Below are 20,562 nucleotides of genomic sequence, written 5' to 3'. Positions count from 1 at the left end.
CCGGCCCGTATGTCCATCACGCTCGATCAAGTCACCAAACGGTATCAGGGCTCGCCGGTCGTCAACGACGTTTCGTTGGAAGTCGGCGAAGGCGAGTTCTACGTCCTGCTCGGCCCGAGCGGTAGCGGCAAGAGCACCCTGTTGCGTGCGATCGCAGGCTTGACCGGCGTCGACCATGGCCGCATCGCGTTGCACGGCAACGATGTCACGCACGTCTCGGCTCGGCAACGGGGCGTCGGGCTGGTGTTCCAGAATTACGCGCTGTTCCGTCACATGACGGTCGGCGAGAACATCGAGTTCGCGCTCAAGGTCCGGCGCATGAAGTCCGCCGAGCGTCGCAAGGAGCTGCTGCGTCTGGTCGCACTCGAAGGCATGGACGATCGACTGCCGACGCAGTTGTCCGGCGGCCAGCAGCAACGCGTCGCTGTGGCGCGCGCGCTCGCTCACAAGCCCCCCGTGTTGTTGCTCGACGAGCCGTTCGGCGCGTTGGACGCCAAGATCCGCGAAGAACTGCGTCGAACGATTCGCCAGGTGCAGCGTGAGCTGAAGATCACCACCGTGCTGGTCACGCACGACCAGGAAGAAGCGTTCGCGATGGCCGATCGCATCGGCGTGATGAATCTCGGCCGCTTGCTCGAGAGCGGCAAGCCGGACGAACTGTATGCGCGGCCGGCAACGCGCTTCGTCGCAACCTTCCTGGGCGCAGCGAATCTGCTGCTGGCTCGCCAGACCGAGCAGGGCATCCGCTTCGGCGCGGCGCCCGTGAACGCGCGGCGCGTCGAGAAGCTCGAAGGCGGACGCGAGCAGGAGGTGGTCGCAGTGTTGCGTCCCGAAGAAGTGGAGCTGGCGCCGACGCGCGACAATCTGCGCACCAACTTCATCGCGAATGGCATCGTCGAAGAGCAGGTCTTCACCGGTGCTTTCGAGCGCATGCGCGTGCGCATGGCCGATGGCGCGGCCAATGCTCACATCGCGAGTCCGAACGCGAATGGCGGCAGCAACGGATCGGCGGCTTTGCTGGATGTCACTCGCACTCAGCACGAGCAACGCTTGTTCCCGCTGTCGCTCGGCCAGTCGGTCGCGATCGGTGTGCGTCGAATTCACGTGCTGCCGACGCCGCTGTCCAGCTATACCGCTTATGGATCGGATGAAGCGTCGTGCGAGCGTCTGTCTCAGCATCCGTTGCTGGTCGAGCTCGCCAGCCGGATGAAGACGCGCATCATCAAGCGCAATGAAGCGCCGTTGGTCGCATGCGATGCGCCGGCCAGTGCGCCTGTGTCCGGTGTGGCTGTGATCGCGGCCGGACAAAAGACTGCGGACCAATTGCAGTGGCTGTTACAGAACGGCGCAGGTGAAGTGCTGGTGCTGCCGGCGCATTCCTCGCCGCCGCAAAAAGTCTTGATTCATTGGGCCGACGATTCGGCTCGACGTTCGACGCTCGCCGTCGCCGCGAGTTTGTTACGTCACGTCGCAGCCGAAGCAGTCTACGTTGGCATTCTGCCGGAAGGCTCGGGTGGCGAGTCGCAGCGCCCATTCGGTGTACGCACTCTGCTCGACGCGCGCTCCGAAGCGCAGGCCGTGCACGGTCTCGAAATGCGCACTGAATTGCGATTCGGCGCGGCGGCCGATGAGCTGCAGCGGCAGCTGACCGAGTCGCAGGATCCAATGCTGATTCTCGGCGTGTCCGATCCAGCGCAACTGCGCGGCACGTTCGGTACGTTGTTCACGTCCGGCGCGACCTATCCGATGATGATCGTGTACCGGCCCAGCAAGGACAGCGAAGGAGCCGTCGAATGAACCGGCGCAGAACATTGGCCTGCCTCGGCCTGCTGACCCTGCTCGCCGGTTGCGGCGGCGGCGATGACGCCGGTCGGGTGACATTGCTCAACGTCAGCTACGACCCGACGCGCGAGTTGTATCGCGAGTTCAACGAAAGCTTCTCGCAGCGCTGGGAACAAGAGCACCAGCAGCGCGTGACGATCAAACAATCGCATGCCGGCTCGGGCAGCCAGGCGCGTGCGGTGATCGATGGTCTGGATGCGGACGTCGTGACGCTCGCGCTCGCCTATGACATCGATTCGATCCAGACCAAGGGCAAGCGCCTCGGCGCGGACTGGCAGAAGCGCCTGCCCGACAACAGCTCGCCTTACACCTCGACCATCGTGTTCCTGGTGCGCAAGGGCAATCCCAAGCAGATCAAGGATTGGCCGGATCTGATTCGCGACGGCGTTTCTGTGGTCACGCCGAATCCCAAGACCTCTGGCGGTGCGCGCTGGAATTACCTCGCCGCATGGGGTGCCGTGCTCCGCACCGAGCTAGGTAACGACTGGACAAAGCTCGACGATCCTGCGGCCGAGCAGGCCGTAGCCGCTGCTCAGAAGAAAGCCGAAGAATATGTGAGGCAGCTGTACAAGCACGTTCCGGTGCTCGATAGCGGCGCGCGTGGCGCGACGAACACGTTCGTGCAACGTGAGATCGGCGATGTGTTGCTCGCATGGGAAAACGAAGCGCTGCTCGCGATCAAAGAGCTCGGTCCCGACAAAGTCGAGATCGTCATCCCGAGCAGCAGCATCCTGGCCGAGCCGCCGGTGGCGGTGGTCGATACCGTCGTCGATCGCCGTGGCACGCGCCAGATTGCCGAGGCGTATCTGAAGTATCTGTACGAAGAGCCGGGCCAGGAGCTGGCCGCGAAGCACTACTTCCGTCCGCGCAATGTCGCGGTCCTGGAACGGCACAAGGATCAGTTCCCGGCGCTCGAGCTGTTCACCATCGACCAGGTGTTCGGCGGGTGGAAGGCGACGCACGAGCAGCACTTCGCCGACGGCGCGCTGTTCGATCGGATCTATGGCAGCGGGAGCGCGGCCAAATGAGCTTTCGCCAGCCGTCCATCCTGCCGGGCTTTGGCCTGACGCTGGGCTTCTCGACGTTCTTTCTCTCGGCCATCGTGCTGGTGCCGCTGGCGGCGCTGGTCATGAAGACGGCGACGATGGGTTGGAGCGACTTCATCCGTGTGGTGACCGATGCGCGCGCATTGGCGTCGTATCGATTGAGCTTTGGCGCGTCAATGCTGGCCGCGACGCTGAATAGTGTGTTCGGCTTCATCATCGCCTGGACGCTGGTGCGCTATGAGTTTCCGGGCCGCAAACTCATCGACTCGCTGATCGATATGCCGTTCGCGCTGCCGACCGCCGTGTCGGGCATCGCGTTGACGGCCGTGTTCGCCGAGAACGGCTGGATCGGCCAGTACCTCGCGCCGCTTGGCATCAAAGTGGCCTACACATGGATTGGCGTGGTCGTGGCGCTGACGCTCATCGGCTTGCCGTTCGTCGTGCGTTCGGTGCAGCCGGCCATCGCCGAAGTGCAGCGTGACCTGGAAGATGCGGCCGAAACGCTCGGCGCCGGTCGCTTCACGATCTTCCGTCGCATTGTGCTGCCCACCGTATTTCCCGCGCTGGCCACCGGCTTCACGCTGGCGTTCGCCCGAGCCGTGGGCGAGTACGGGTCGGTGATCTTCATCGCCGGCAACCTGCCGATGCGCACCGAGATCACGCCGCTGCTGATCGTCATCAAGCTGGAGCAGTTCGACTACAAGGGTGCGGCCGCGCTCGGCTTCATCATGCTGACCATGTCGTTCGTGATGCTCTTGTCCATCAACCTGCTGCAAGCCTGGAGCCGTCGGCGCATGGTCGCCGCGGGACGCTGATGGCGGGCGGTCCTTCCAAGGAAATGCTGGCGGAGATCGCCAGCCGTCCGGGCCGGGATACGCTGATCTCGTCGGCCGTGAAGTACGTTTTCATCGCGCTCTCGCTCGGCTTCCTGGCGGCGTTGCTGTTCGCGCCGCTGGCCACCGTGTTCATCACGGCGCTGAGCAAGGGCTGGGAGATGTACTTCGAGAGCTTCAAGGACGAAGACACGCTGGCCGCGATCAAGCTGACCTTGACCGTGGCCGCCATCGTCGTGCCTACGAACACGATCTTCGGCATCGCCGCCGCCTGGGCGATCGCGAAGTTCGAATTCCGCGGCAAGAGCTTCCTGATCACGCTGATCGACCTGCCGATTGCCGTGTCGCCGGTGATATCCGGCCTCGTGTACGTGCTGCTGTTCGGCGCGCAGGGCTGGTTCGGCTTGTGGCTGCAGGAACGCGACATCAGCATCATCTTCGCGGTGCCGGGCATCGTGCTCGCGACCATGTTCGTGACCTTCCCGTACGTCGCACGCGAGCTGATTCCGTTGATGCAGCAGTTGGGCAATGACGAGGAAGAGGCGGCGATCACCCTGGGCGCGGGCGGCCTGATGACGTTCTTCCACGTCACTTTGCCGAAGATTCGCTGGGGCCTGGTGTACGGCGTGATCCTGTGCAACGCGCGCGCCATGGGCGAGTTCGGCGCCGTCTCGGTGGTGTCCGGCCACGTGCGCGGCCTCACGACCACCATGCCATTGCACGTGGAAATCCTTTATAACGAGTACAACTTCGTTGGCGCGTTCGCCGTGGCCTCGCTGCTGACGTTGCTTGCGGTGCTGACCCTGATCATCAAATCCTTAGTGGAGATGAAGAGGAAGTGATCGATCGCTTCTTCTCCTACGTTGTCGACCGGATTCAGCAGTTCATCGACGGGCTGCAGATCGATACGTCGCGCGCGAGCCTCGGGGTCTGGATCGCGATCATCAACGTCGCGATCGTGTTGCTGCTGGTCGGCGGCATTTCCATCTCGGCCATCGGCTCGCTGCGCGACCTGGCCGATCAGCAAGGCAAGTCCCGTGTTCAGCTCGCCGGCGCGATGGCGCGTGAAGATATACGGCGCTTCAGCGAAGACGCGCTGAGGGATGCCAAGTCGGTCGCCGATCGCCAGACACTGCAGCGACTGCTCGCGGACCGGCGCTCGACCACGATCGGTCCCTATCTGCGGCGCTCCTGCAATTCAGAAACGATCGCATCCTGCGCCGTGTTCGAAGGCGATCGGCTGGTCGCTCAGGCCGGCGTGCAACTGCCTTGGGAATTGATCGCGACGACTGCCGCCGAGCAGGGCGAGCGCTTCATGGCGGCGCCGCTGGGGTCGCAGTATGCAGTGCTCGGCGCATCCGCTCAGGTGGGTGGAGCGACCGAACGGCGAGTGTTCGTCGCTCGGCTGCTCGATCAGAAGATGGCGCAGATTCTGACGGATCGCGTCGGCAGTCAGATCCGGCTGATCAACTACCGGCTGTTCAGCGAAGATCGCAAGGGCGACGACGACTTCACCCGCCTGCATTCGGCGGGCCTGTCCGATGGCAGCTCGGCAGTAGTGCGGCTCGATGAGCTGGATCTGTACGCCGCGAGCTTCCCGATTTTTGCCGTGTCGGGCGAAGCCATTGCATTTCTCGAAGCGCGCCTGCCGTCGTCGGATATCGATGCATCGGTCGGCGGCCTGGCCAAGCGTTTGCTCGTCACCGCGCTCATTCTTGCCGCGCTGGCCGTGCTGGCCGGCATCGTCCTCGGTCGCCAGGTGACTGGCCCGGTCACGACGCTGACCGATGCGGTGGAAAAACTCGGCCATGGCGATTTCTCAACATCCATTCCCGTGGGCGGTACTCGCGAGGTCGGCCAGCTCGGCCGCACCATCGAGGACATGCGCAACAACCTGATCGAGCTGACGGGAACGTTGCGCCGTCGCGAGGCGGAAGCGCAGGCGGTGCTCGACGGCATCGTCGAGGGCGTGTACGCCGTCGACAAGTCCCGAGTCATTCGATACTTGAACCCGCAGGCGGCCCAATTGCTGGGCGTGCCAGCTCACGAGGCCATCGGTCGGTTCTGCGGCGATGTGTTGAAGCCGTGCCGCGATTCGAACGGCATGCGTCCCTGCGACACTGACTGTCCGATTCTGCGCGCACGCCACGAAGGCAGCTCGCAGGCGACGGAACGTTTGCAGCTGAGCGACGGCGCGCCCCGCATCACCATCATCACCAGCTCCGGTCCAGTCGACGAGCTGCAGGTGCAGGTCATTCGCGACGAGACCGAGCTCGAAGGCGTGCGCCGCGCGCGCGACTCCGTGCTGGTCAATATTTCGCACGAGTTCCGAACGCCGCTCGCCGCACAGCTGGCTTCGATTGAACTGCTGCGTGATGGCTTAGATACGATGACTACCGATGAGCAGAAGGAGCTGGTGTTGTCGTTGGAGCGCGGCGCGTTGCGACTGACGCGGCTCATCGACAATCTGCTCGAGAGCGTGCGCATCGAGTCCGGCCAGCTGAGCATCCGTCATCAGGCAGTGGCGCTCGCCGAGGTCGTCGAAGATTCCGAAGCGCTGGTCGGCGCGTTGCTCACGCAGCGCCGGCAACGATTGGAAGTGAGCTTGCCCGAGGATCTGCCGAACGTCGACGGCGACGGCCCGCGTCTCACGCAGGTGTTCGTCAATCTGCTCGCCAACGCCAGCAAGTTTGCGCCGGAAGATAGTGTCGTGCGCATCGGCGCCGAGCAGACCGGCGAGTTCGTCACGAGCTGGGTCGAGGATGAAGGCCCGGGCGTGCCCGAGGCCGAGGGCAACTCCATCTTCGATCGTTTTTATCGCAGCGGCGGCCAGGAACCGGAGCCCGGCGGCCTGGGTCTGGGATTATGGATCGTGAAATCCATCGTCGAGCGGCATGGCGGCACCATTGCCACGAGGCGCACTGCCGAGGGACGCACACGTTTCGAAGTGAAGCTGCGACAGACTGCCGAGTAATCCAATGAAGATTCTATCTGCGGACGATGACAAGGACTCGCTGGCGCTGATCGCCTTTACGCTGTCGCAAGCGGGCTATCTCGTCGTCAAAGCCAGCGACGGCGTGCAGGCCTTGCGCGCGTTCGAGAGCGAAGGGCCGGACCTGGTGATCCTGGATATCAACATGCCGGGCGCCACGGGCTTTCAAGTGTGCGAGCAGATCCGCACCAAGTCGCGTGTGCCGGTGATGATGTTGACGGTGCGTGGCGAAGAGGAAGATCTGGTGCGTGCTCTGGAGTTGGGCGCCGACGATTACCTGAGCAAGCCTTTCAGCCCGCGCACGCTGCTCGCACGCGTCAAAGCTCTGCTGCGCCGGGCCGGCATGGAGAACACCGCGCCGCTCGCAGCAGGCCGCATCCGGCTCGATGTGGACGAGCACACGGTACAGGTCGGGTCGAATCCGCCGCTGCGCCTCACCAAGCTCGAGCTGCGCTTGTTACAAATGTTGATCGCCAACTCCGGCCACACGGTGAGCTCGGATCGTTTGCTGATGCAGGTGTGGGGTCACAAGGGCTCGGGCGATCGTCAGCTGCTGAAACAGCTGGTGCACCGCCTGCGCCAGAAGATCGAAGTCGATCCGGCCGCGCCCCAGATGCTGCAAACTGCGCCGGGTGCCGGTTACAAGCTCGTCGTCGATTGACCTCGCCATGTGGTTATAAATCGGTTGCAGAGTCATAGCATTCCCTGCGCCGATTCGTGACTCGCACGTTACAGACTTGATACCGCGCACTCGCCTACGCTGTCGCTTCCTGGTTGATGGGAGCGACGATTGGCAGGATTGCTTCGAACCGTAGTTATTGTCGGTGGCGGCTTCAGTGGCACGGTGGTGGCCGCAAATCTGTTGCGACGTCCGCCGCCGGGTCCGACTCGTCTCATCTTGATCGAGCGTTCGAACGAGGTGGCGCGTGGCGCTGCCTACGCCGAGCGCGGCTTTCCCTATTTGCTCAACGTGCCGGCCAGCCGCATGTCGGCAAACTCGGCTGCGCCCCAAGAATTCCTCGAGTTCGCGCAACGGCGCATCCCGAAGGTCACCGGCGAAGACTTCTTGCCGCGCGCGCTGTACGGCGAATATTTAAATGAGGTGTTGCTCGCTGCGCAGCTGAGTGCGCCTGGAAACATTCGGCTGGAAATCGTCCACGGCTCGGTCCTCAATCTACGCCGAATCGAACGGCATCTGCCATTGCGAGTGGAGCTGGAAGACGGCCGTCGTTTCACCGCGGACGACGTAGTGCTCGCGCTGGGCAATCCCAAGCCTGCTTCGTTGGCAGCGGCCAGGGACGTGCTGACTCATCCGGCGTACATCGCCGACCCCTGGACCGTCGATCTCAAGTTCAATCGGTCGCAGACCGTGCTCTTGATCGGCACGGGTCTCACCACTGCGGACATCATCAACGTCGCCGCGTCCGATCCGCAGCGAACGCCGACGTTACACGCTTTGTCACGCCACGGGTTGGTGCCGCCCCGGCAAACGCCGTTCCGCCCGGATGCATTCAAGGGCGACGGCAATGCTCTACTGTTGGCCGCATCGACCTCGCTGCGCCGGCTGGTCAGTTCGGTACGTTTGCTGGCGCAGGAAGCCGAGCAGATGGGTGGCGACTGGCGCGAGGCCATCACCTTCGTACGCAACATGGCGCCGACGATCTGGCAACGACTGCCGGAGCGTGATCGCGTGCGCTTTCTGCGCCACGTGCGGGCGTACTGGGACATCTATCGGCATCGTCTGCCGCCGGAGCTGATTCAGAAGATCGACACGCTGCGCCATTCGGAGCGACTGACGATCCACGCCGGCCATATCAAACAGTTCATTCCTCGCGGCGAGGGCATCGAAGTGATCTGGCGTCCGCGTGGCTCGCAGAAGCTGCGCGCTCAGCAATTCGATCGAGTCATCAACTGCACGGGCCCCGACTACGCCATCGCGCGCTCCACCGAGCCGCTGTGGAGCAACCTCGTGCAATGCGGATTGTGTGTGCCCGACACATTGGGACTCGGGTTGCGCACCGGACCGCATGGCGCCGTCATCGATGCCGATGGCTGGCCGGGTCCGCACCTTTTCTATGTTGGGCCGATGTTGCGTGCCGACCATTGGGAGGCAACCGCGGCGCATGAGCTCCGCGGGCATGCCGAAAAGCTCGCGACGCTACTGGCTACGGAGCGGCGCTGAGGCCATGAGAATCCTGGTTGTCGATGACGATGCCGATCTGCGAGCACTGATCGGATTCACGCTGATGCAGGCGGGATTCGATATTTGTACCGCGGTGGATGGCGAGAGCGCGTTGCAGGCGTTCCAGCAAAACTCGCCGGATCTGGTGCTGCTCGATGTCAACATGCCGGAGCCGAATGGCCTGAAAGTGTGTCGCGAGATTCGCGGCCGCTCGCCCGTGCCTATCATGATGCTGACGGTGCGAGATGTCGAAGAGGATTTGATCGAGGCGTTCGATTCGGGCGCGGATGACTACGTGCACAAGCCGTTTAGCCCGCGAGCATTGCTGGCGCGAGTGCGAGCGTTGATTCGACGTTCGGAGCCGTTGGACGCTGCGCCTGTGACCGCAGGTCAGTTGCGTCTGGATCCGGAGCAGCGAAGCCTGCAGTTCGGCGCGGCGCCGCCGATTCGACTCACACCGCTGGAATTGAAAGCGATGCAGTTGCTGATGGTGACGCCCGGGAGAACGGTGACCGCGGAAAAGTTGTTGCTTCATCTCTGGGGTCGTGCCACCGCCCGCGAACGTCGTACCCTCAAGCAGCTGATTTATCGCTTGCGTCACAAGATCGAATCGGATGCGTCGACGCCGGAAGTCCTGCAAACCACGCCGGGCGCGGGCTACAAGCTGGTGGCTGAGTAAGATCGTGTCGCTATGTGCTCATAGCGCGTAACCGGTGCACGGGCCAGATACCGATGCTCAATGAATGCAGCTGACCGCCGTGTGACCGGCGATCGACTGATCGCATGACCGGCCTCAAGTAGATTGTTCGTCAGGCGACATCGCAATCGACAAGGTTGCAATGTCGGAGGCTGCAAGCCGTTTTCTCCCCCTGGGCCGGCAGTCTTGCTTAGCCCTCTCGTCCCTCACCGGTGACGAGAGGGTCCTTTTCCGACGCCCTTCTCATACTTCGTCGCGAATCCCGAGCTCGAGCTGACTTTGTCAGCCAGCTGCAGTCGAGTCAGCGATGCACGCTGGCGTGCGGCTGTGAGCAGCTGGAGCAGTTGCCGATGTGTTGGTGTTTGAAGCATCTTCATAGGGCGTTCGACCTGCCGGCGGATATCCCATTTCGAGATACTCTAGCATTTCACAAAAAGAGGTAAACGCGGACGATGGCCCCCTTGGACCGCGGCCGGGGCGATCCGACGCCGGCCCTCGTGTGTCAATAACGTAATGTTCTTGTGACCGCCGCGCGGCAGAATGCCAGCTTCTCATCGGTGACACAGGATTCCACGGACAGTGGCCGAGGCAGCGAGCGGGTGGGCAAAGTGGCGCATCTGGTTGATCGCGGCCGGCGCCGGCCTGATCAGCTTGCTGCTGTTCGATGCCTTCCGGGTGCTGCTCGCCGAAGTGCACTTCTCCAAGGTCATGCAGCAGATGGAGGCCGAGCCGCTGCCAGACCTGCTGCTCGCGTTGCTGGCGACCGCCGTCAGCTATCTGGTGCTCACCGGCTACGACCTGTCCGCCATGAAATACGCGGAAGTGAAGATTCGCCGGTCCACCGTAGTGCTCACTTCCTTCATTGCGTATGCGCTGGGCAATACTGTCGGTTTGGGTGTCCTGACCGGCGGCGCCGTGCGCATGCGGCTGTACACGGCTGCTGGCGTCGAAGCGAACAAGGTCGCGCAAGTGATCGCATTCAATGCCAGCGCCTTCATGTTCGGCACGGCGGCATTTGGCGCGGCTGGATTGTTATGGGGTGCGGAGGGCGTTGCTCATCTCGGTCACATGCCAGCATGGCTGCTGCGGGTGATCGCGGCAGCCCTATTGCTTAGTGTGCTGGGCTTCATTGCGCTCGCGGTGCGGCGTCGCGAAGTCATGATCGCGTGGCGTTGGAAACTGCGCTTGCCGCCAGCAAAGCTGGCCGTGCAACAACTCGTGATCTCAGCGCTCGATCTGATCGCATCCGCCGCGACGCTGTGGTTCCTGTTGCCGCCAGGCGCAGTCGAGCCTGGCGAGTTCATGGCCTGGTATTCGATCGCGCTGGTGCTCGGCATCCTGAGCCATTTGCCCGGCGGCCTCGGCGTGTTCGAAGCGGTCATTCTGCTCGCGTGCGGCGATCGTGCGCCGGTGGAGCAGATCGTCAGCGCGTTGGTGCTCTATCGCGTCATCTACTATCTGTTGCCGCTGGTGCTGGCTGCCGTCCTGCTGGCGGCGTATGAAGTTCGTTCTGGCATTGCTGCTCCGATCGGCCGGGCAGCGGTGCGACTCTCACCGATGCTGCTGGCAACGATGACGTTCATCGCCGGCGGCTGGCTGCTCTTCTCCGGCGTGACGCCGGCGTCGGCACAAGCCGTCGATATGCTGGCATTGCGTGTGCCGCTCACTTTGGTCGAGGCTTCTCACTTTCTCGGCAGCGTTACGGGCTTTGCGATGATCGTCATCGCGCGTGGCTTGTTACATCGTCTGGATGCGGCGTGGTGGGCCGCGTTCCTGCTGGCACTGGCGGCGGCCGTTCTGGCCATGCCCAAAGGCTTTGCCTTGGTGCAAGCGAGCTACCTCGTGGTGCTCGCGGTCCTGTTGTATCTATCGCGCGCACAGTTCGATCGGCGCTCGGCGCTGTTCTCGAATCCGTTGCGGGGCGTATGGCTGATCTCGGTGGTGTGGATGGTGGGCGCGACGGTGTTCCTGCTGTTCTTCGCATACCGTCGGGTCGATTACACCAACGAGCTCTGGTGGCAATTCGAGTTCAATGCCAACGCGCCCCGTTCGCTGCGCGCGATGATGGGCGTGATGGTTGCGGGTTTGGGCGTGGCGCTCTGGCAGCTGTTGCGACCTTCGCCAGGCGCGCCTGCGCTTCCCTCCAGCGAAGAACTGGACCGCGCGAGCGATATCGTGCGCCACCAGCCTTCAGCCGAAGCGAATCTCGCACTGATGGGCGACAAGCGCTTGCTGTTCTCGACCCAAGGCAATGCTTTCATCATGTACGGCCGGCAAGGTCGCTCGTGGATCTCATTGTTCGATCCGGTCGGCAAGCCGTCGGAATGGCAGGAGCTGATCTGGCGATTCATCGAGCTCGCGACCGATCACGGCGGTCGCGCCACGTTCTATCAAGTACGCGGCGACATGTTGCCGCTGTATCTCGATGCAGGGTTGCGTGCTTACAAGCTGGGTGAGTACGCGTACGTGCAGCTGCAGGACTTCACGACCAAGGGCTCGAAGCGCTCGCATCTGCGACAGGCGATCAATCGAGGCGAACGTGACGGGCTCGAGTTCGCGCTGATTTCGCCAACCGATGTACCCGCGCTGCTGCCTCAGTTGCGCCATGTTTCGGACGCGTGGCTGGAAGGCCAGGAAGCGCGTGAAAAAGGCTTCTCGCTCGGCTCGTTCGAGCCTGCATACCTGTCGCGCCAGTCGTTGGCCATCGTGCGTCAGCAGGAGCAGATCGTCGCGTTCGCCAATTTGTTGAGCACAGCAACGAAGAACGAGGCCAGCGTCGATCTGATGCGTCAGCTGCCGCTGGCGCCGCCCGGTACGATGGATTTCCTGTTCATCAAGCTCATGCTTTATTTTCAGGGCGAGGGCTATCAGCGCTTCGGGCTCGGCATGGCGCCGATGTCTGGCATGGCGAGCCACGAGTTGGCGCCGCGCTGGCACCGGTTTGGCCGGATGCTGTTCGACCATGGCGAGACGTTTTATAACTTCCGCGGACTGCGCGGATTCAAAGATAAGTTCGATCCGGTGTGGGAGCCACGCTACCTGGTGGCTGGCGGCGGACTGACGCCACTGCTCACACTCGCCGACGTGGCGACATTGATCAGCGGCGGATTGCGAGGAATGATCGCGAAATGAGGTTGTATTCCCGCTGGTTCGTATTGCTGCTGTTGGTGCTTGGGTCGAGCTCGTTTGCCGAGACGCTCTCGCACGGCCGCTTCGAAAAGCTCACCGTATACCGGCCACAAGGCGACGCCCGGCAAACAGTGCTGTTCTTCTCCGGCGAGCGCGGCTGGACAGCTGACCTCGAGCCCATTGCGCAATCGCTCGCTCGACAGGGTGCGCTGGTGGCGGGCATCGATGCACCCGCGTTCTTTCGCAATCTGGACCAGGACGGCGGCAAGTGTGTCTCGCCCGATGGCGACCTGGAAAACTTGAGTCACTTCCTGCAAGCCTACTATCGATTGCCCACGTATCGGCCCGCGTTGCTGGTCGGCGCCGGTTCCGGGGCGGAGTTCGTGTATGCAATGTTGGCGCGAGCACCCGCCGGCACCTTTGGTGGCGGGATCTCGCTGGGGTTCTGCCCGGCGCCTGCGCTGAAGAAACCACTTTGCTCAACGGGCAAGTCGTCGGGCTCGCCGCAGCTCGCAGCACCCTGGACCGTGCTGCACGGTATTCACGATCAACAGTGCCGGACTCAGGCCAAGCAATTCCTCGCCAGTGTGAAGCAGGCCGAAGTGATCGACGTGCCCGGTGACGACTATGGTGAAGGCGACTTCCACACTTGGGAGCCGCAATTCGCGGCCGCGTTCCAGCGCTTGGCCGCTCGCACGCAAGGCTTGCCGGCGGTGAGCGCCGCCGAGTTGAAAGACCTGCCCGTCGTTGAAGTGCGCTCGAACAGCAATTCCGACACATTGGCTGTACTGATCTCCGGTGATGGTGGTTGGGCAGGGATCGATAAGGAACTCGCGGCCGCCCTGTCGAAGCAAGGCATGCCCGTGGTCGGGCTCGACTCGCTGCGTTACTTCTGGAAGGCGCGCACGCCGGAGAGCACTGCGGCCGATGTGGATCGATTGTTGGGCCACTACCTGAACGCTTGGAAAAAGCAATCGGTGGTGCTGATTGGTTTCTCGCAAGGCGCCGATGTGATGCCGTTCGTCGTGAATCGATTGCCCGCGGCCACGCGCGAGCGGTTGCGCATGGTGGCGCTGCTATCGCTCTCGGACACCGCAGTGTTCGAATTCCATTTGCAGAACTGGCTTGGCGCAACCAAAGGCGCTTTGCCGGTGACACCCGAGCTATTGAGAATGAAAGGCGTTCGCGGTCTGTGTGTGTATGGCGCGGATGAAACAGAGTCGCTCTGCGCCAGGCCTGCCGCTAAATCGTTGCAAGTAGTGAAACTTAGCGGCGGCCATCATTTCGATGGTAACTACACCAGGCTCGCCTCGTTGCTCTTGAGCCACATGCGTTGATGTGTTCGATATACCGCGACGATCTGAGTACGGTGGTCACTCGTTGCGTGCTTGCGGTACGCTGCGTCGGCAGCCCCGATGACGGGGAACTGCGGATAATCTGATGCGTTACTTTGCGCGCAGACGCTCAGCGGCGGCGCTTGACCGGATAGGGTCCGGGGAGCAGCGAGATGAACAACAACGCGGATACGCAGACCTGGTGTGAGTGGCAACAGGCTGTGGTCAAGCTGATTCGTGAAGATTTCAGCGAAGTGCTCACCGAGGTGGGCGAGCAGGACGTGGATTGGGACGCGTGGCGCCCACTCTACGTACAAGGGCTGTCGCCGCGAGAGGCGGTAGCGGACGCTTTCCTGCTACTGCCGGCCTGACGCCCTCGCAACGCGCATAACACTTATGCGCCCCGGCCCAATAGTAAGCAGGGCCGGCTAGTCGAATACTTGATGCTCTGTCACAGCGGAGCCGCCAAGTGAGCGCATCCCAACGTTTGCCCGTGATCTTCTTCGGTCACGGCAATCCCATGAACGCCTTGGCCGACAATGTATACACGCGCGGCTGGCGGCAGATCTGCGAATCCTTCCCAAAGCCTCGAGCGGTGTTGTGCGTGTCGGCACATTGGTATGTCCCGTACACCGCGGTGACCGGCATGCAATCGCCGCGGACCATTCACGACTTCGGTGGCTTTCCTCGCGAGTTGTTCGAGGTCGAGTATCCCGCGCCGGGCAGTCCGGATATCGCCGCCGAAGTTCGTGGCTTGCTGGGTCCGGCGGTGAGATTGGACGACGCATGGGGTTTGGATCACGGCGCGTGGAGCGTGCTGTGTCACTGCTATCCCGATGCCGATGTGCCAGTCATTCAACTCAGCATCGACGAGACGCTGTCGGCGCAGGAACATTATTTGCTCGGTGGCTCGCTGGCGTCGCTGCGAGAGCAGGGCATTCTCATCGTGGGCAGCGGCAACCTCGTCCATAACCTGCACGCGTACGGTTGGGGTCGGCGCGTCGTCGAGCCCTACGATTGGGCAGTGCGCTTCGAGCAGCAGGCACGTGCGTGGATGCTCGCTGGCGAGCATCAGCCGTTGATCAACTATGAAAGGTTGGGCAAGGATGCGACGCTCTCGGCGCCGACGCCGGATCATTACTTGCCGTTGTTGTATGTATTAGGGGCGCAGCTACCGGGCGACGAGGTGAGCTTTCCCGTCGAGGGAGTCGACGGCGGCTCGATTTCGATGCTGTCGGTGCGCTTGGGCTGAGCACATAAAAGGACAGCCCGAAGGGTTAAAAACTTCGGGCTGTCGGGTGCAGGAAAACTCGGGCTCCCCTGGGGAGTCGAATGTGCCGGGTGGGGGCTATCTCAAATCAGCCGCCGCCCTGACGTTCCTGCAACTTCGCAGCGACGCGCTCGCGCACGTCGGCATTGGCCGTCATCGTTTCCACGATCTGGTTGAACTCATCGACTTTGAGGCCGGACTTCTCGACCGCAGCGATCATGTCGGATTCGGCCTTCTGCTTCACTTGATCTGCCTGCGCGGGCTCTTTCGCAGTCTGCAGGTCGGACGCTGCCTTTTCCTGGATCGTCTGCACTGCGACGTAAGCATCGGCGAACTGCTCGATCTTCTGATCGCTGATCTGCGCCGACGCAGCGGTGTTCGACTCGGGCGCTTCATTCATCGGCGGAGTTTGTGCTTCCGCCGCGGGAGATGGATATTCCTGGGCTGGCGGTGCGGGCTCTTGCACCTGCGCCCATGCCGCAGGGGCAGCTACGGCGCTGGCAGCGAATAGCGCGGTGTAAACAAGGTTGGAACGTAAGCTCATGAGGATCTCCTCGTCTTGCGGCAATCTCAAGTTTTGAATACCGCGGGCGCAGACGAGGTTCCGCGCGACCAAATATTTTGTAAGCCGCTGTCGTCAGAGGCCGACGCGTGTGGTCGGCCCGCGGACGTCACATTCAACAGACACTACGCGTTCTTCACCATCGACATCACCTGGCCTGCATCAAGCGTGCTGGCCTTGTGCTGAATCTCGGACGAGTACTGACCTTGTATTTGCTTAGCCTGCCCGAGCAATGATTGGTAGGTTTGTTGAATCAGGGCACTGTTCATCTGCCGGCCGCCGGAGTAATAGCGCTTCGCCAGCTGCCCGAGTGCATACGTAGTGGCAAAAGAAAATGCGGCACCTGCGGTCGCGCCTCCGAGCCCGCGGCCCAGGCCGCCAGCAACGCTGCCGAGCAAACCCCCGAGCAGCTTGCGACCGATTTGTTCGACGTATTGCGAGGTCAGGCCCACGCCGGCGGTCGCAATAAACTCACGAATGTGACCTTTGTCGAGCTGAAAACCGTAGGTCTGACCGATCCGATACACCAGTTTGATCTGCAGCGGAATGATGGCCATCGTCGCCAGCGACTGCGGCAGCAGTTCGATCGCGCCATTCACGATCGAGTGATTGAGGATGTACTTGTCCATTTCGGCATCGGACATCGCTGCTTGCCGAGTGACGTTGCCACTGGGTTGTGCGGTTGCTGCCGCGATCGGCGTATTCGGCAGCGGAGTTTCGGCAAGCGCCGCCGCTTCCTGCTCCACCTGTACTGCTTGCTGAGTATCGAGCGCCAGCGCGCCTCGCAGCTCTTGCAAGAACTTCTGCTCGGCGGGGCTTGCTACTGCGTCGGCGTCACAGACGCACACAGCCATCTCATAGGCGAGCTGACGATGCGACGGATCGGTGAGCGCCGCCGCAGCTTGTGAAACGTTCACGCGCTTCAACAGCACGTTCTGATAGAGCTGTGACATTTGCGGCGCGCCGGCTTCACCGCTCAACGATTCGGCGATGCGCTTGATCTCTTCACGCTCCCGATCGTCCTTGGCGCCGTCCGCGAAGGCGGCCAGCAGGGCAATGGTCAGGACGGCTTCTTGCTCGCGTGCGTTCATCGAGATCACCTGTTCTGTTGGCGCCTCGCTATTTCTTGGCCGAAGCGCGCCGTTGACTCAAGGCCACGCCTCCCAGGATCAATGCGCCGGCGACGGCCATGCTGAGAGTGAGCGGCTCGCTCAGGAACACCCACGCCCAGATTACGCCGAACAGCGGCACCAGATAAGTCACTGTCGAGGTGCGGGGCGCACCGATCCGATACAACAGCCTGTAATAAAGGAAATACGCCAGGCCGGTGCACAGTGCCCCTAACATGACCGCGGATAGCCAGGAAAGTGCCGGAACCGGCGTGCTCGGCCAGGTTACGAATGCCAACGGCGCCACCACGATGGCCGCACACATCACCGTGCCCGCCGCCACCGCGCTGGGCGGCAGATCGTGCAGATAGCGCTTGGTGAAATTTCCGCCAAAGCCATAAAGAATCGAAGCGAACACGCCCGCGAGCGCCGCCGGTAGCACACTGCCGCCCGAAGTCTTGCCGCTAGCAAGCGCAGCGACGCCGATGAAACCGAGCAGTAGGCCGAGCGCGCCGCGCTTGCTGATCTTTTCGCCGAACAGCAGGAACGCCACGATGCTGGTGAACATCACGACCGTCGCGTTACTGATAGCGACCACACCGGCTGGGGCGCGTTGTGCGGCCCAGGCGAAGAGTACGAAAGGCGCGGCCGAATTGATGATGCCAATGCCCAAGAACCGCAACCAATGCGATGGCCTGATCTGATCCTTCACCCGCCACAGGAACGGCAACAGAATCAGCGCGCCGAGTGCCAGGCGAACTTCGACGAGCGCGAACGCGCCGAAGTCCTTCGCGGCGATACGCATGAACAAGAATGAGCTGCCCCATACTGCACCGAGCAGCAGGAGCTCCGCCGGCGTCAGCCACACGCTGGTAGCGGGGGCAATGGGAGCGGCCGCGGTCGTGGACCGCAACGAAGAGTCAGAGCTGGACATGGGTGAACCAGGGAGTTAGCGGCGCGCCTTCATTGACGGCCGTATGAGCAGGTGGCTCGCTAGGAATATCATTTGCGCTCCACGCTGTCACGGAGTTTGCCCGATATCGGGGCGCACCGCGCCGGTCAGGATAGCTTTAGTTGATGTACCGGCGGCATCGATAAACCTGGGCTAACGATAGCCCTTGGCTTGCAGCGAGAACAGGTGTGAGTAATGACCGTTCAACTGCATCAGCTCGTCATGACCGCCGCGCTCGATGATGCGGCCGTTCTCGATCACCACGATCTGGTCCGCCATGCGCACGGTGGAAAAACGGTGCGAGATCAGGATGGCGATCCGACCGCGTGTCAGCGTCCGGAAATGCTCGAAGATGGTCGCTTCAGCGCTTGCATCCATCGCGGAAGTCGGCTCGTCCAGCACCAGGATGTCGGCCCGCGAGCGCATGAAGGCGCGTGACAGCGCGATCTTCTGCCACTGGCCGCCGGAGAGCTCGCGGCCGTCGTTGAACCATTTGCCCAGCGGCGTGCGATAGCCCGCCGGCAATGTTTCTACGATAGGTGCGGCCATGCCTTTCTCGCCCGCGTCGCGCCAGCGCTCCTCGTCTTCGAAGTGACGCACGTCACCGGCGCCAATGTTCTCACCGAGCAGCAGCTGGTAACGGGTGAAGTCCTGGAAGATCACGCCGATGCGATCGCGCAGCGCCGCTTCGTCCCACTCCTGCAGGTCCTGGCCGTCGAGCAGGATGCGGCCAGAGCTTGGCGTGTACAAACGGGTCAGCAGCTTGATCAGCGTCGTCTTGCCCGAGCCGTTCTCGCCGACCAGCGCCAGCGATTCGCCGGGGCGGATGTGCAGATCGATATCGACCAACGTGGGCTGTTCGGCGTCGGGATAAGTGAAACTCACTTGCTCGAATCGAATGCCGTCCTCGGGTTTGGGGCCGTGCACGGCCACGCCCTTGCCGCCATTCACCGGCGTTTCCAGGTAGTCGTACAGCGTCGACAGATACAAATTGTCTTCATACATGCCGCCAACCGCGGACAGGATCGCGGACACCGCCGACTGTCCTTGCCGGAACAACATCAGATACATCGTCATCTGGCCCAGCGTGATGCGTGTCGCGATGGCGGAGAGCGCGATCCACGCGTACGCGCCGTACAACGTAATGGTCGCGATCAAGCCGAGGAAGAAACCCCAGGTGTCGCGGCGGATCGTTAGATTGCGATCCTCGTGATAGAGCTTGTTGAAAATATTCCGATAGCGCTCGAGGAACAGCGGCCCCAGGCCGAACAACTTCACTTCCTTGGCATGGTCCTCGCGCGCCAGCACGGTCTCCAGATACAGCTGCATGCGTGTTTCTGGTGAGCGCCACAGGAACAGTCGAAATTTATCGCCGGAGAACTTGGTCTCCGCCAGAAACGCGGGCAGGCCGGCGAGGATCAGCAGCGCAACCGCCCAAGGCGAGAAGTGCAGCAGCAGGGAGCCGAAACTCAATAGCGAGATCGCGTTCTGGGCCAGACCGAACGTGCGCGTCACGAGCGAAAGCGGACGGCTCGATGCTTCACGCCGCGCGCGAGTGAGCTTGTCGTAGAAGTCGGAGTTCTCGAAATGCGACAGTTCGAGCGTCAGCGCCTTTTCGAGGATCATGACATTGACGCGCTGGCCGAGCTGAGCTCGGAGTAGCGATTGACAGAGGTTGAGCCCGCGCTGCGCACCGGCGATGGCAGCAACGAGTGCGCCTTCTCCCGCCACCAGCCACAAGGCGTGCTCAGTGAGCGCCTCTCGCGTGCTGGGCGTTGCCTGAATGGCGGCAACTACCGCGTCGACGATGAGCGCGCCGACGTAAGCGACGGCGGCAGGCAACGTGCCGGCGATCAACGTCATCAGGCCAAACGCGATCGTGAGCGGACGACTCGTGGTCCACACGAGCTCGAGCGCGCGAGTGCTGTAGGCAAATACCCCAGCGAAGCCGCGCGCCAGTTCCGGTTTCGTATTCGTCGGACGTCGCAGTGAGCTCATGCGTGTCTCATCGTCGATTGCTTTGTCATCTGCGGCAGCACAGACTCTCCAACATCACTTAATCAAGAGAGATCGCCATCTCATGAGCAACCCCGGGGACAAACCATCCCAGGAGCCGACCCCCCAAGGAACCAGCGCACCCGCCGACGAATCACAGGCCGACAAGCGCTCCGGACGGATCGCCTATGATGAGCGCGGCAATTCGATCTGGGAATGGCAGCTCGAGACCGGCGTCTACAGCCGCGACATCAGCACGCAGCGGCTGAAGAAGCTCGATCTGAACGACCTGTCCATCGCCGACACCGCCATCCAGCGGCGCCCGCCCGATCCGGGCGGCTTCAATCCTTACGACAATTCCTCGTCAACCCGCGGCAACGTTGGCAAGAACGACCCCTACAATGGTGGCAATCGCGCCCCACTCAAGCCCGCCGAGCCCAAGCGCAAGCCGACCGATCTGAAGAAGCTGCAGGAGTGGATGGAACTGAGGAAACGCGTCGAGCAGAACAAGCGCGACGACGAGAGTTGAACAAAGCTCGAATCAGGGTCTTCTCCGAAGCTGGCTCGGCCGCACCTGTGACCTTTCGGCGCAGGCTAGGGAGATACCTCCCCCTAGCCT

General features: G+C 62.4%; 17 protein-coding genes. 13 read left to right on the top strand and 4 right to left on the bottom strand.

Annotated elements, in window-relative coordinates; genetic code table 11:
• The first annotated feature begins 9 nt into the window (after positions 1-9).
• The 12 genes from EK373_RS03585 (at position 10) to ygiD (ending at position 15,307) form a co-directional block, all read left to right on the top strand.
• On the top strand, positions 10-1,797 hold the full coding sequence (locus EK373_RS03585; RefSeq protein ID WP_129641362.1) for an ABC transporter ATP-binding protein: 1,788 nt from the start codon (positions 10-12) through the stop codon (positions 1,795-1,797).
• Positions 1,794-2,870: a sulfate ABC transporter substrate-binding protein gene (locus tag EK373_RS03580; protein WP_129641361.1), complete on the top strand. Its 1,077-nt coding sequence runs from the start codon at positions 1,794-1,796 to the stop codon at positions 2,868-2,870. The genes EK373_RS03585 and EK373_RS03580 overlap by 4 nt, the downstream gene beginning before the upstream one ends.
• A complete protein-coding gene (gene cysT, locus EK373_RS03575; protein WP_129641360.1) occupies positions 2,867-3,703 on the top strand; it encodes a sulfate ABC transporter permease subunit CysT in 837 nt (278 codons plus the stop codon). The genes EK373_RS03580 and cysT overlap by 4 nt, the downstream gene beginning before the upstream one ends.
• The gene (gene cysW / locus EK373_RS03570; protein WP_129641359.1) at positions 3,703-4,563 is read left to right on the top strand and encodes a sulfate ABC transporter permease subunit CysW; all 861 of its coding nucleotides are present in this window, start codon (positions 3,703-3,705) and stop codon (positions 4,561-4,563) included. The genes cysT and cysW overlap by 1 nt, the downstream gene beginning before the upstream one ends.
• Positions 4,560-6,695, top strand: coding sequence for a sensor histidine kinase (locus EK373_RS03565; RefSeq protein WP_129641358.1), 2,136 nt, complete (start codon positions 4,560-4,562; stop codon positions 6,693-6,695). Before cysW ends, EK373_RS03565 begins: the two co-directional genes overlap by 4 nt.
• Positions 6,696-6,699: 4 nt before the next feature.
• Complete coding sequence (locus EK373_RS03560; protein ID WP_129641357.1) at positions 6,700-7,374, top strand: response regulator transcription factor; 675 nt, start codon at positions 6,700-6,702, stop codon at positions 7,372-7,374.
• A 138-nt stretch (positions 7,375-7,512) separates the two neighbouring features.
• Positions 7,513-8,895: an FAD/NAD(P)-binding protein gene (locus EK373_RS03555; protein ID WP_157994201.1), complete on the top strand. Its 1,383-nt coding sequence runs from the start codon at positions 7,513-7,515 to the stop codon at positions 8,893-8,895.
• Positions 8,896-8,899: 4 nt separating this feature from the next.
• Complete coding sequence (locus EK373_RS03550) at positions 8,900-9,574, top strand: response regulator transcription factor (protein ID WP_161810422.1); 675 nt, start codon at positions 8,900-8,902, stop codon at positions 9,572-9,574.
• 597 nt (positions 9,575-10,171) lie between these two features.
• Positions 10,172-12,724, top strand: a complete 2,553-nt coding sequence (gene mprF, locus EK373_RS03545; protein WP_198683048.1) for a bifunctional lysylphosphatidylglycerol flippase/synthetase MprF — start codon at positions 10,172-10,174, stop codon at positions 12,722-12,724.
• Positions 12,721-14,058: a virulence factor family protein gene (locus EK373_RS03540; protein WP_129641353.1), complete on the top strand. Its 1,338-nt coding sequence runs from the start codon at positions 12,721-12,723 to the stop codon at positions 14,056-14,058. Before mprF ends, EK373_RS03540 begins: the two co-directional genes overlap by 4 nt.
• A 170-nt stretch (positions 14,059-14,228) precedes the next feature.
• The gene (locus EK373_RS03535; protein WP_129641352.1) at positions 14,229-14,426 is read left to right on the top strand and encodes a hypothetical protein; all 198 of its coding nucleotides are present in this window, start codon (positions 14,229-14,231) and stop codon (positions 14,424-14,426) included.
• Between the two features lie 98 nt (positions 14,427-14,524).
• Positions 14,525-15,307 carry a 4,5-DOPA-extradiol-dioxygenase gene (gene ygiD, locus EK373_RS03530; protein WP_198683047.1) on the top strand — a complete coding sequence of 261 codons (783 nt, stop codon included), beginning with the start codon at positions 14,525-14,527 and terminating at the stop codon, positions 15,305-15,307.
• 106 nt (positions 15,308-15,413) lie between these two features.
• Here the strand turns inward: ygiD and EK373_RS03525 are convergent, their stop codons facing one another.
• The 4 genes from EK373_RS03525 to EK373_RS03510 form a co-directional block, all read right to left on the bottom strand.
• Positions 15,414-15,869: a DUF4168 domain-containing protein gene (locus EK373_RS03525; protein WP_129641351.1), complete on the bottom strand. Its 456-nt coding sequence runs from the start codon at positions 15,867-15,869 to the stop codon at positions 15,414-15,416.
• A 143-nt stretch (positions 15,870-16,012) separates the two neighbouring features.
• Positions 16,013-16,978, bottom strand: a complete 966-nt coding sequence (locus EK373_RS03520; protein WP_129641350.1) for a YcjF family protein — start codon at positions 16,976-16,978, stop codon at positions 16,013-16,015.
• Positions 16,979-17,006: 28 nt separating this feature from the next.
• Positions 17,007-17,930 (bottom strand): DMT family transporter, encoded by a 924-nt coding sequence (locus tag EK373_RS03515; protein ID WP_129641349.1) that lies wholly within the window; start codon positions 17,928-17,930, stop codon positions 17,007-17,009.
• A gap of 171 nt (positions 17,931-18,101) precedes the next feature.
• The gene (locus EK373_RS03510) at positions 18,102-19,946 is read right to left on the bottom strand and encodes an ABC transporter ATP-binding protein (protein WP_129641348.1); all 1,845 of its coding nucleotides are present in this window, start codon (positions 19,944-19,946) and stop codon (positions 18,102-18,104) included.
• Between EK373_RS03510 and EK373_RS03505 the strand changes: the two genes are divergently transcribed.
• Positions 19,945-20,472 carry a hypothetical protein gene (locus EK373_RS03505; protein ID WP_129641347.1) on the top strand — a complete coding sequence of 176 codons (528 nt, stop codon included), beginning with the start codon at positions 19,945-19,947 and terminating at the stop codon, positions 20,470-20,472. The genes EK373_RS03510 and EK373_RS03505 overlap by 2 nt on opposite strands.
• Positions 20,473-20,562 lie beyond the last annotated feature (90 nt).

Origin of the sequence: Peristeroidobacter agariperforans (assembly GCF_004138335.1) — a bacterium.
Lineage (GTDB): Bacteria > Pseudomonadota > Gammaproteobacteria > Steroidobacterales > Steroidobacteraceae > Steroidobacter > Steroidobacter agariperforans.
The sequence above is the reverse complement of the archived record's forward strand: the minus strand, read 5'-3'. Positions and strand labels throughout refer to the sequence as shown.

Excerpts from the sequence above, each read along its gene's own strand:
- EK373_RS03540 (WP_129641353.1), top strand. The coding sequence starts at position 12,721 with ATGAGGTTGTATTCCCGCTGGTTCGTATTGCTGCTGTTGGTGCTTGGG.
- EK373_RS03520 (WP_129641350.1), bottom strand. The coding sequence starts at position 16,978 with ATGAACGCACGCGAGCAAGAAGCCGTCCTGACCATTGCCCTGCTGGCC.
- cysW (WP_129641359.1), top strand. The coding sequence starts at position 3,703 with ATGGCGGGCGGTCCTTCCAAGGAAATGCTGGCGGAGATCGCCAGCCGT.
- EK373_RS03580 (WP_129641361.1), top strand. The coding sequence starts at position 1,794 with ATGAACCGGCGCAGAACATTGGCCTGCCTCGGCCTGCTGACCCTGCTC.
- cysT (WP_129641360.1), top strand. The coding sequence starts at position 2,867 with ATGAGCTTTCGCCAGCCGTCCATCCTGCCGGGCTTTGGCCTGACGCTG.
- EK373_RS03585 (WP_129641362.1), top strand. The coding sequence starts at position 10 with ATGTCCATCACGCTCGATCAAGTCACCAAACGGTATCAGGGCTCGCCG.
- EK373_RS03535 (WP_129641352.1), top strand. The coding sequence starts at position 14,229 with ATGAACAACAACGCGGATACGCAGACCTGGTGTGAGTGGCAACAGGCT.
- EK373_RS03515 (WP_129641349.1), bottom strand. The coding sequence starts at position 17,930 with ATGTCCAGCTCTGACTCTTCGTTGCGGTCCACGACCGCGGCCGCTCCC.
- EK373_RS03550 (WP_161810422.1), top strand. The coding sequence starts at position 8,900 with ATGAGAATCCTGGTTGTCGATGACGATGCCGATCTGCGAGCACTGATC.
- EK373_RS03560 (WP_129641357.1), top strand. The coding sequence starts at position 6,700 with ATGAAGATTCTATCTGCGGACGATGACAAGGACTCGCTGGCGCTGATC.
- EK373_RS03510 (WP_129641348.1), bottom strand. The coding sequence starts at position 19,946 with ATGAGCTCACTGCGACGTCCGACGAATACGAAACCGGAACTGGCGCGC.
- EK373_RS03525 (WP_129641351.1), bottom strand. The coding sequence starts at position 15,869 with ATGAGCTTACGTTCCAACCTTGTTTACACCGCGCTATTCGCTGCCAGC.
- EK373_RS03505 (WP_129641347.1), top strand. The coding sequence starts at position 19,945 with ATGCGTGTCTCATCGTCGATTGCTTTGTCATCTGCGGCAGCACAGACT.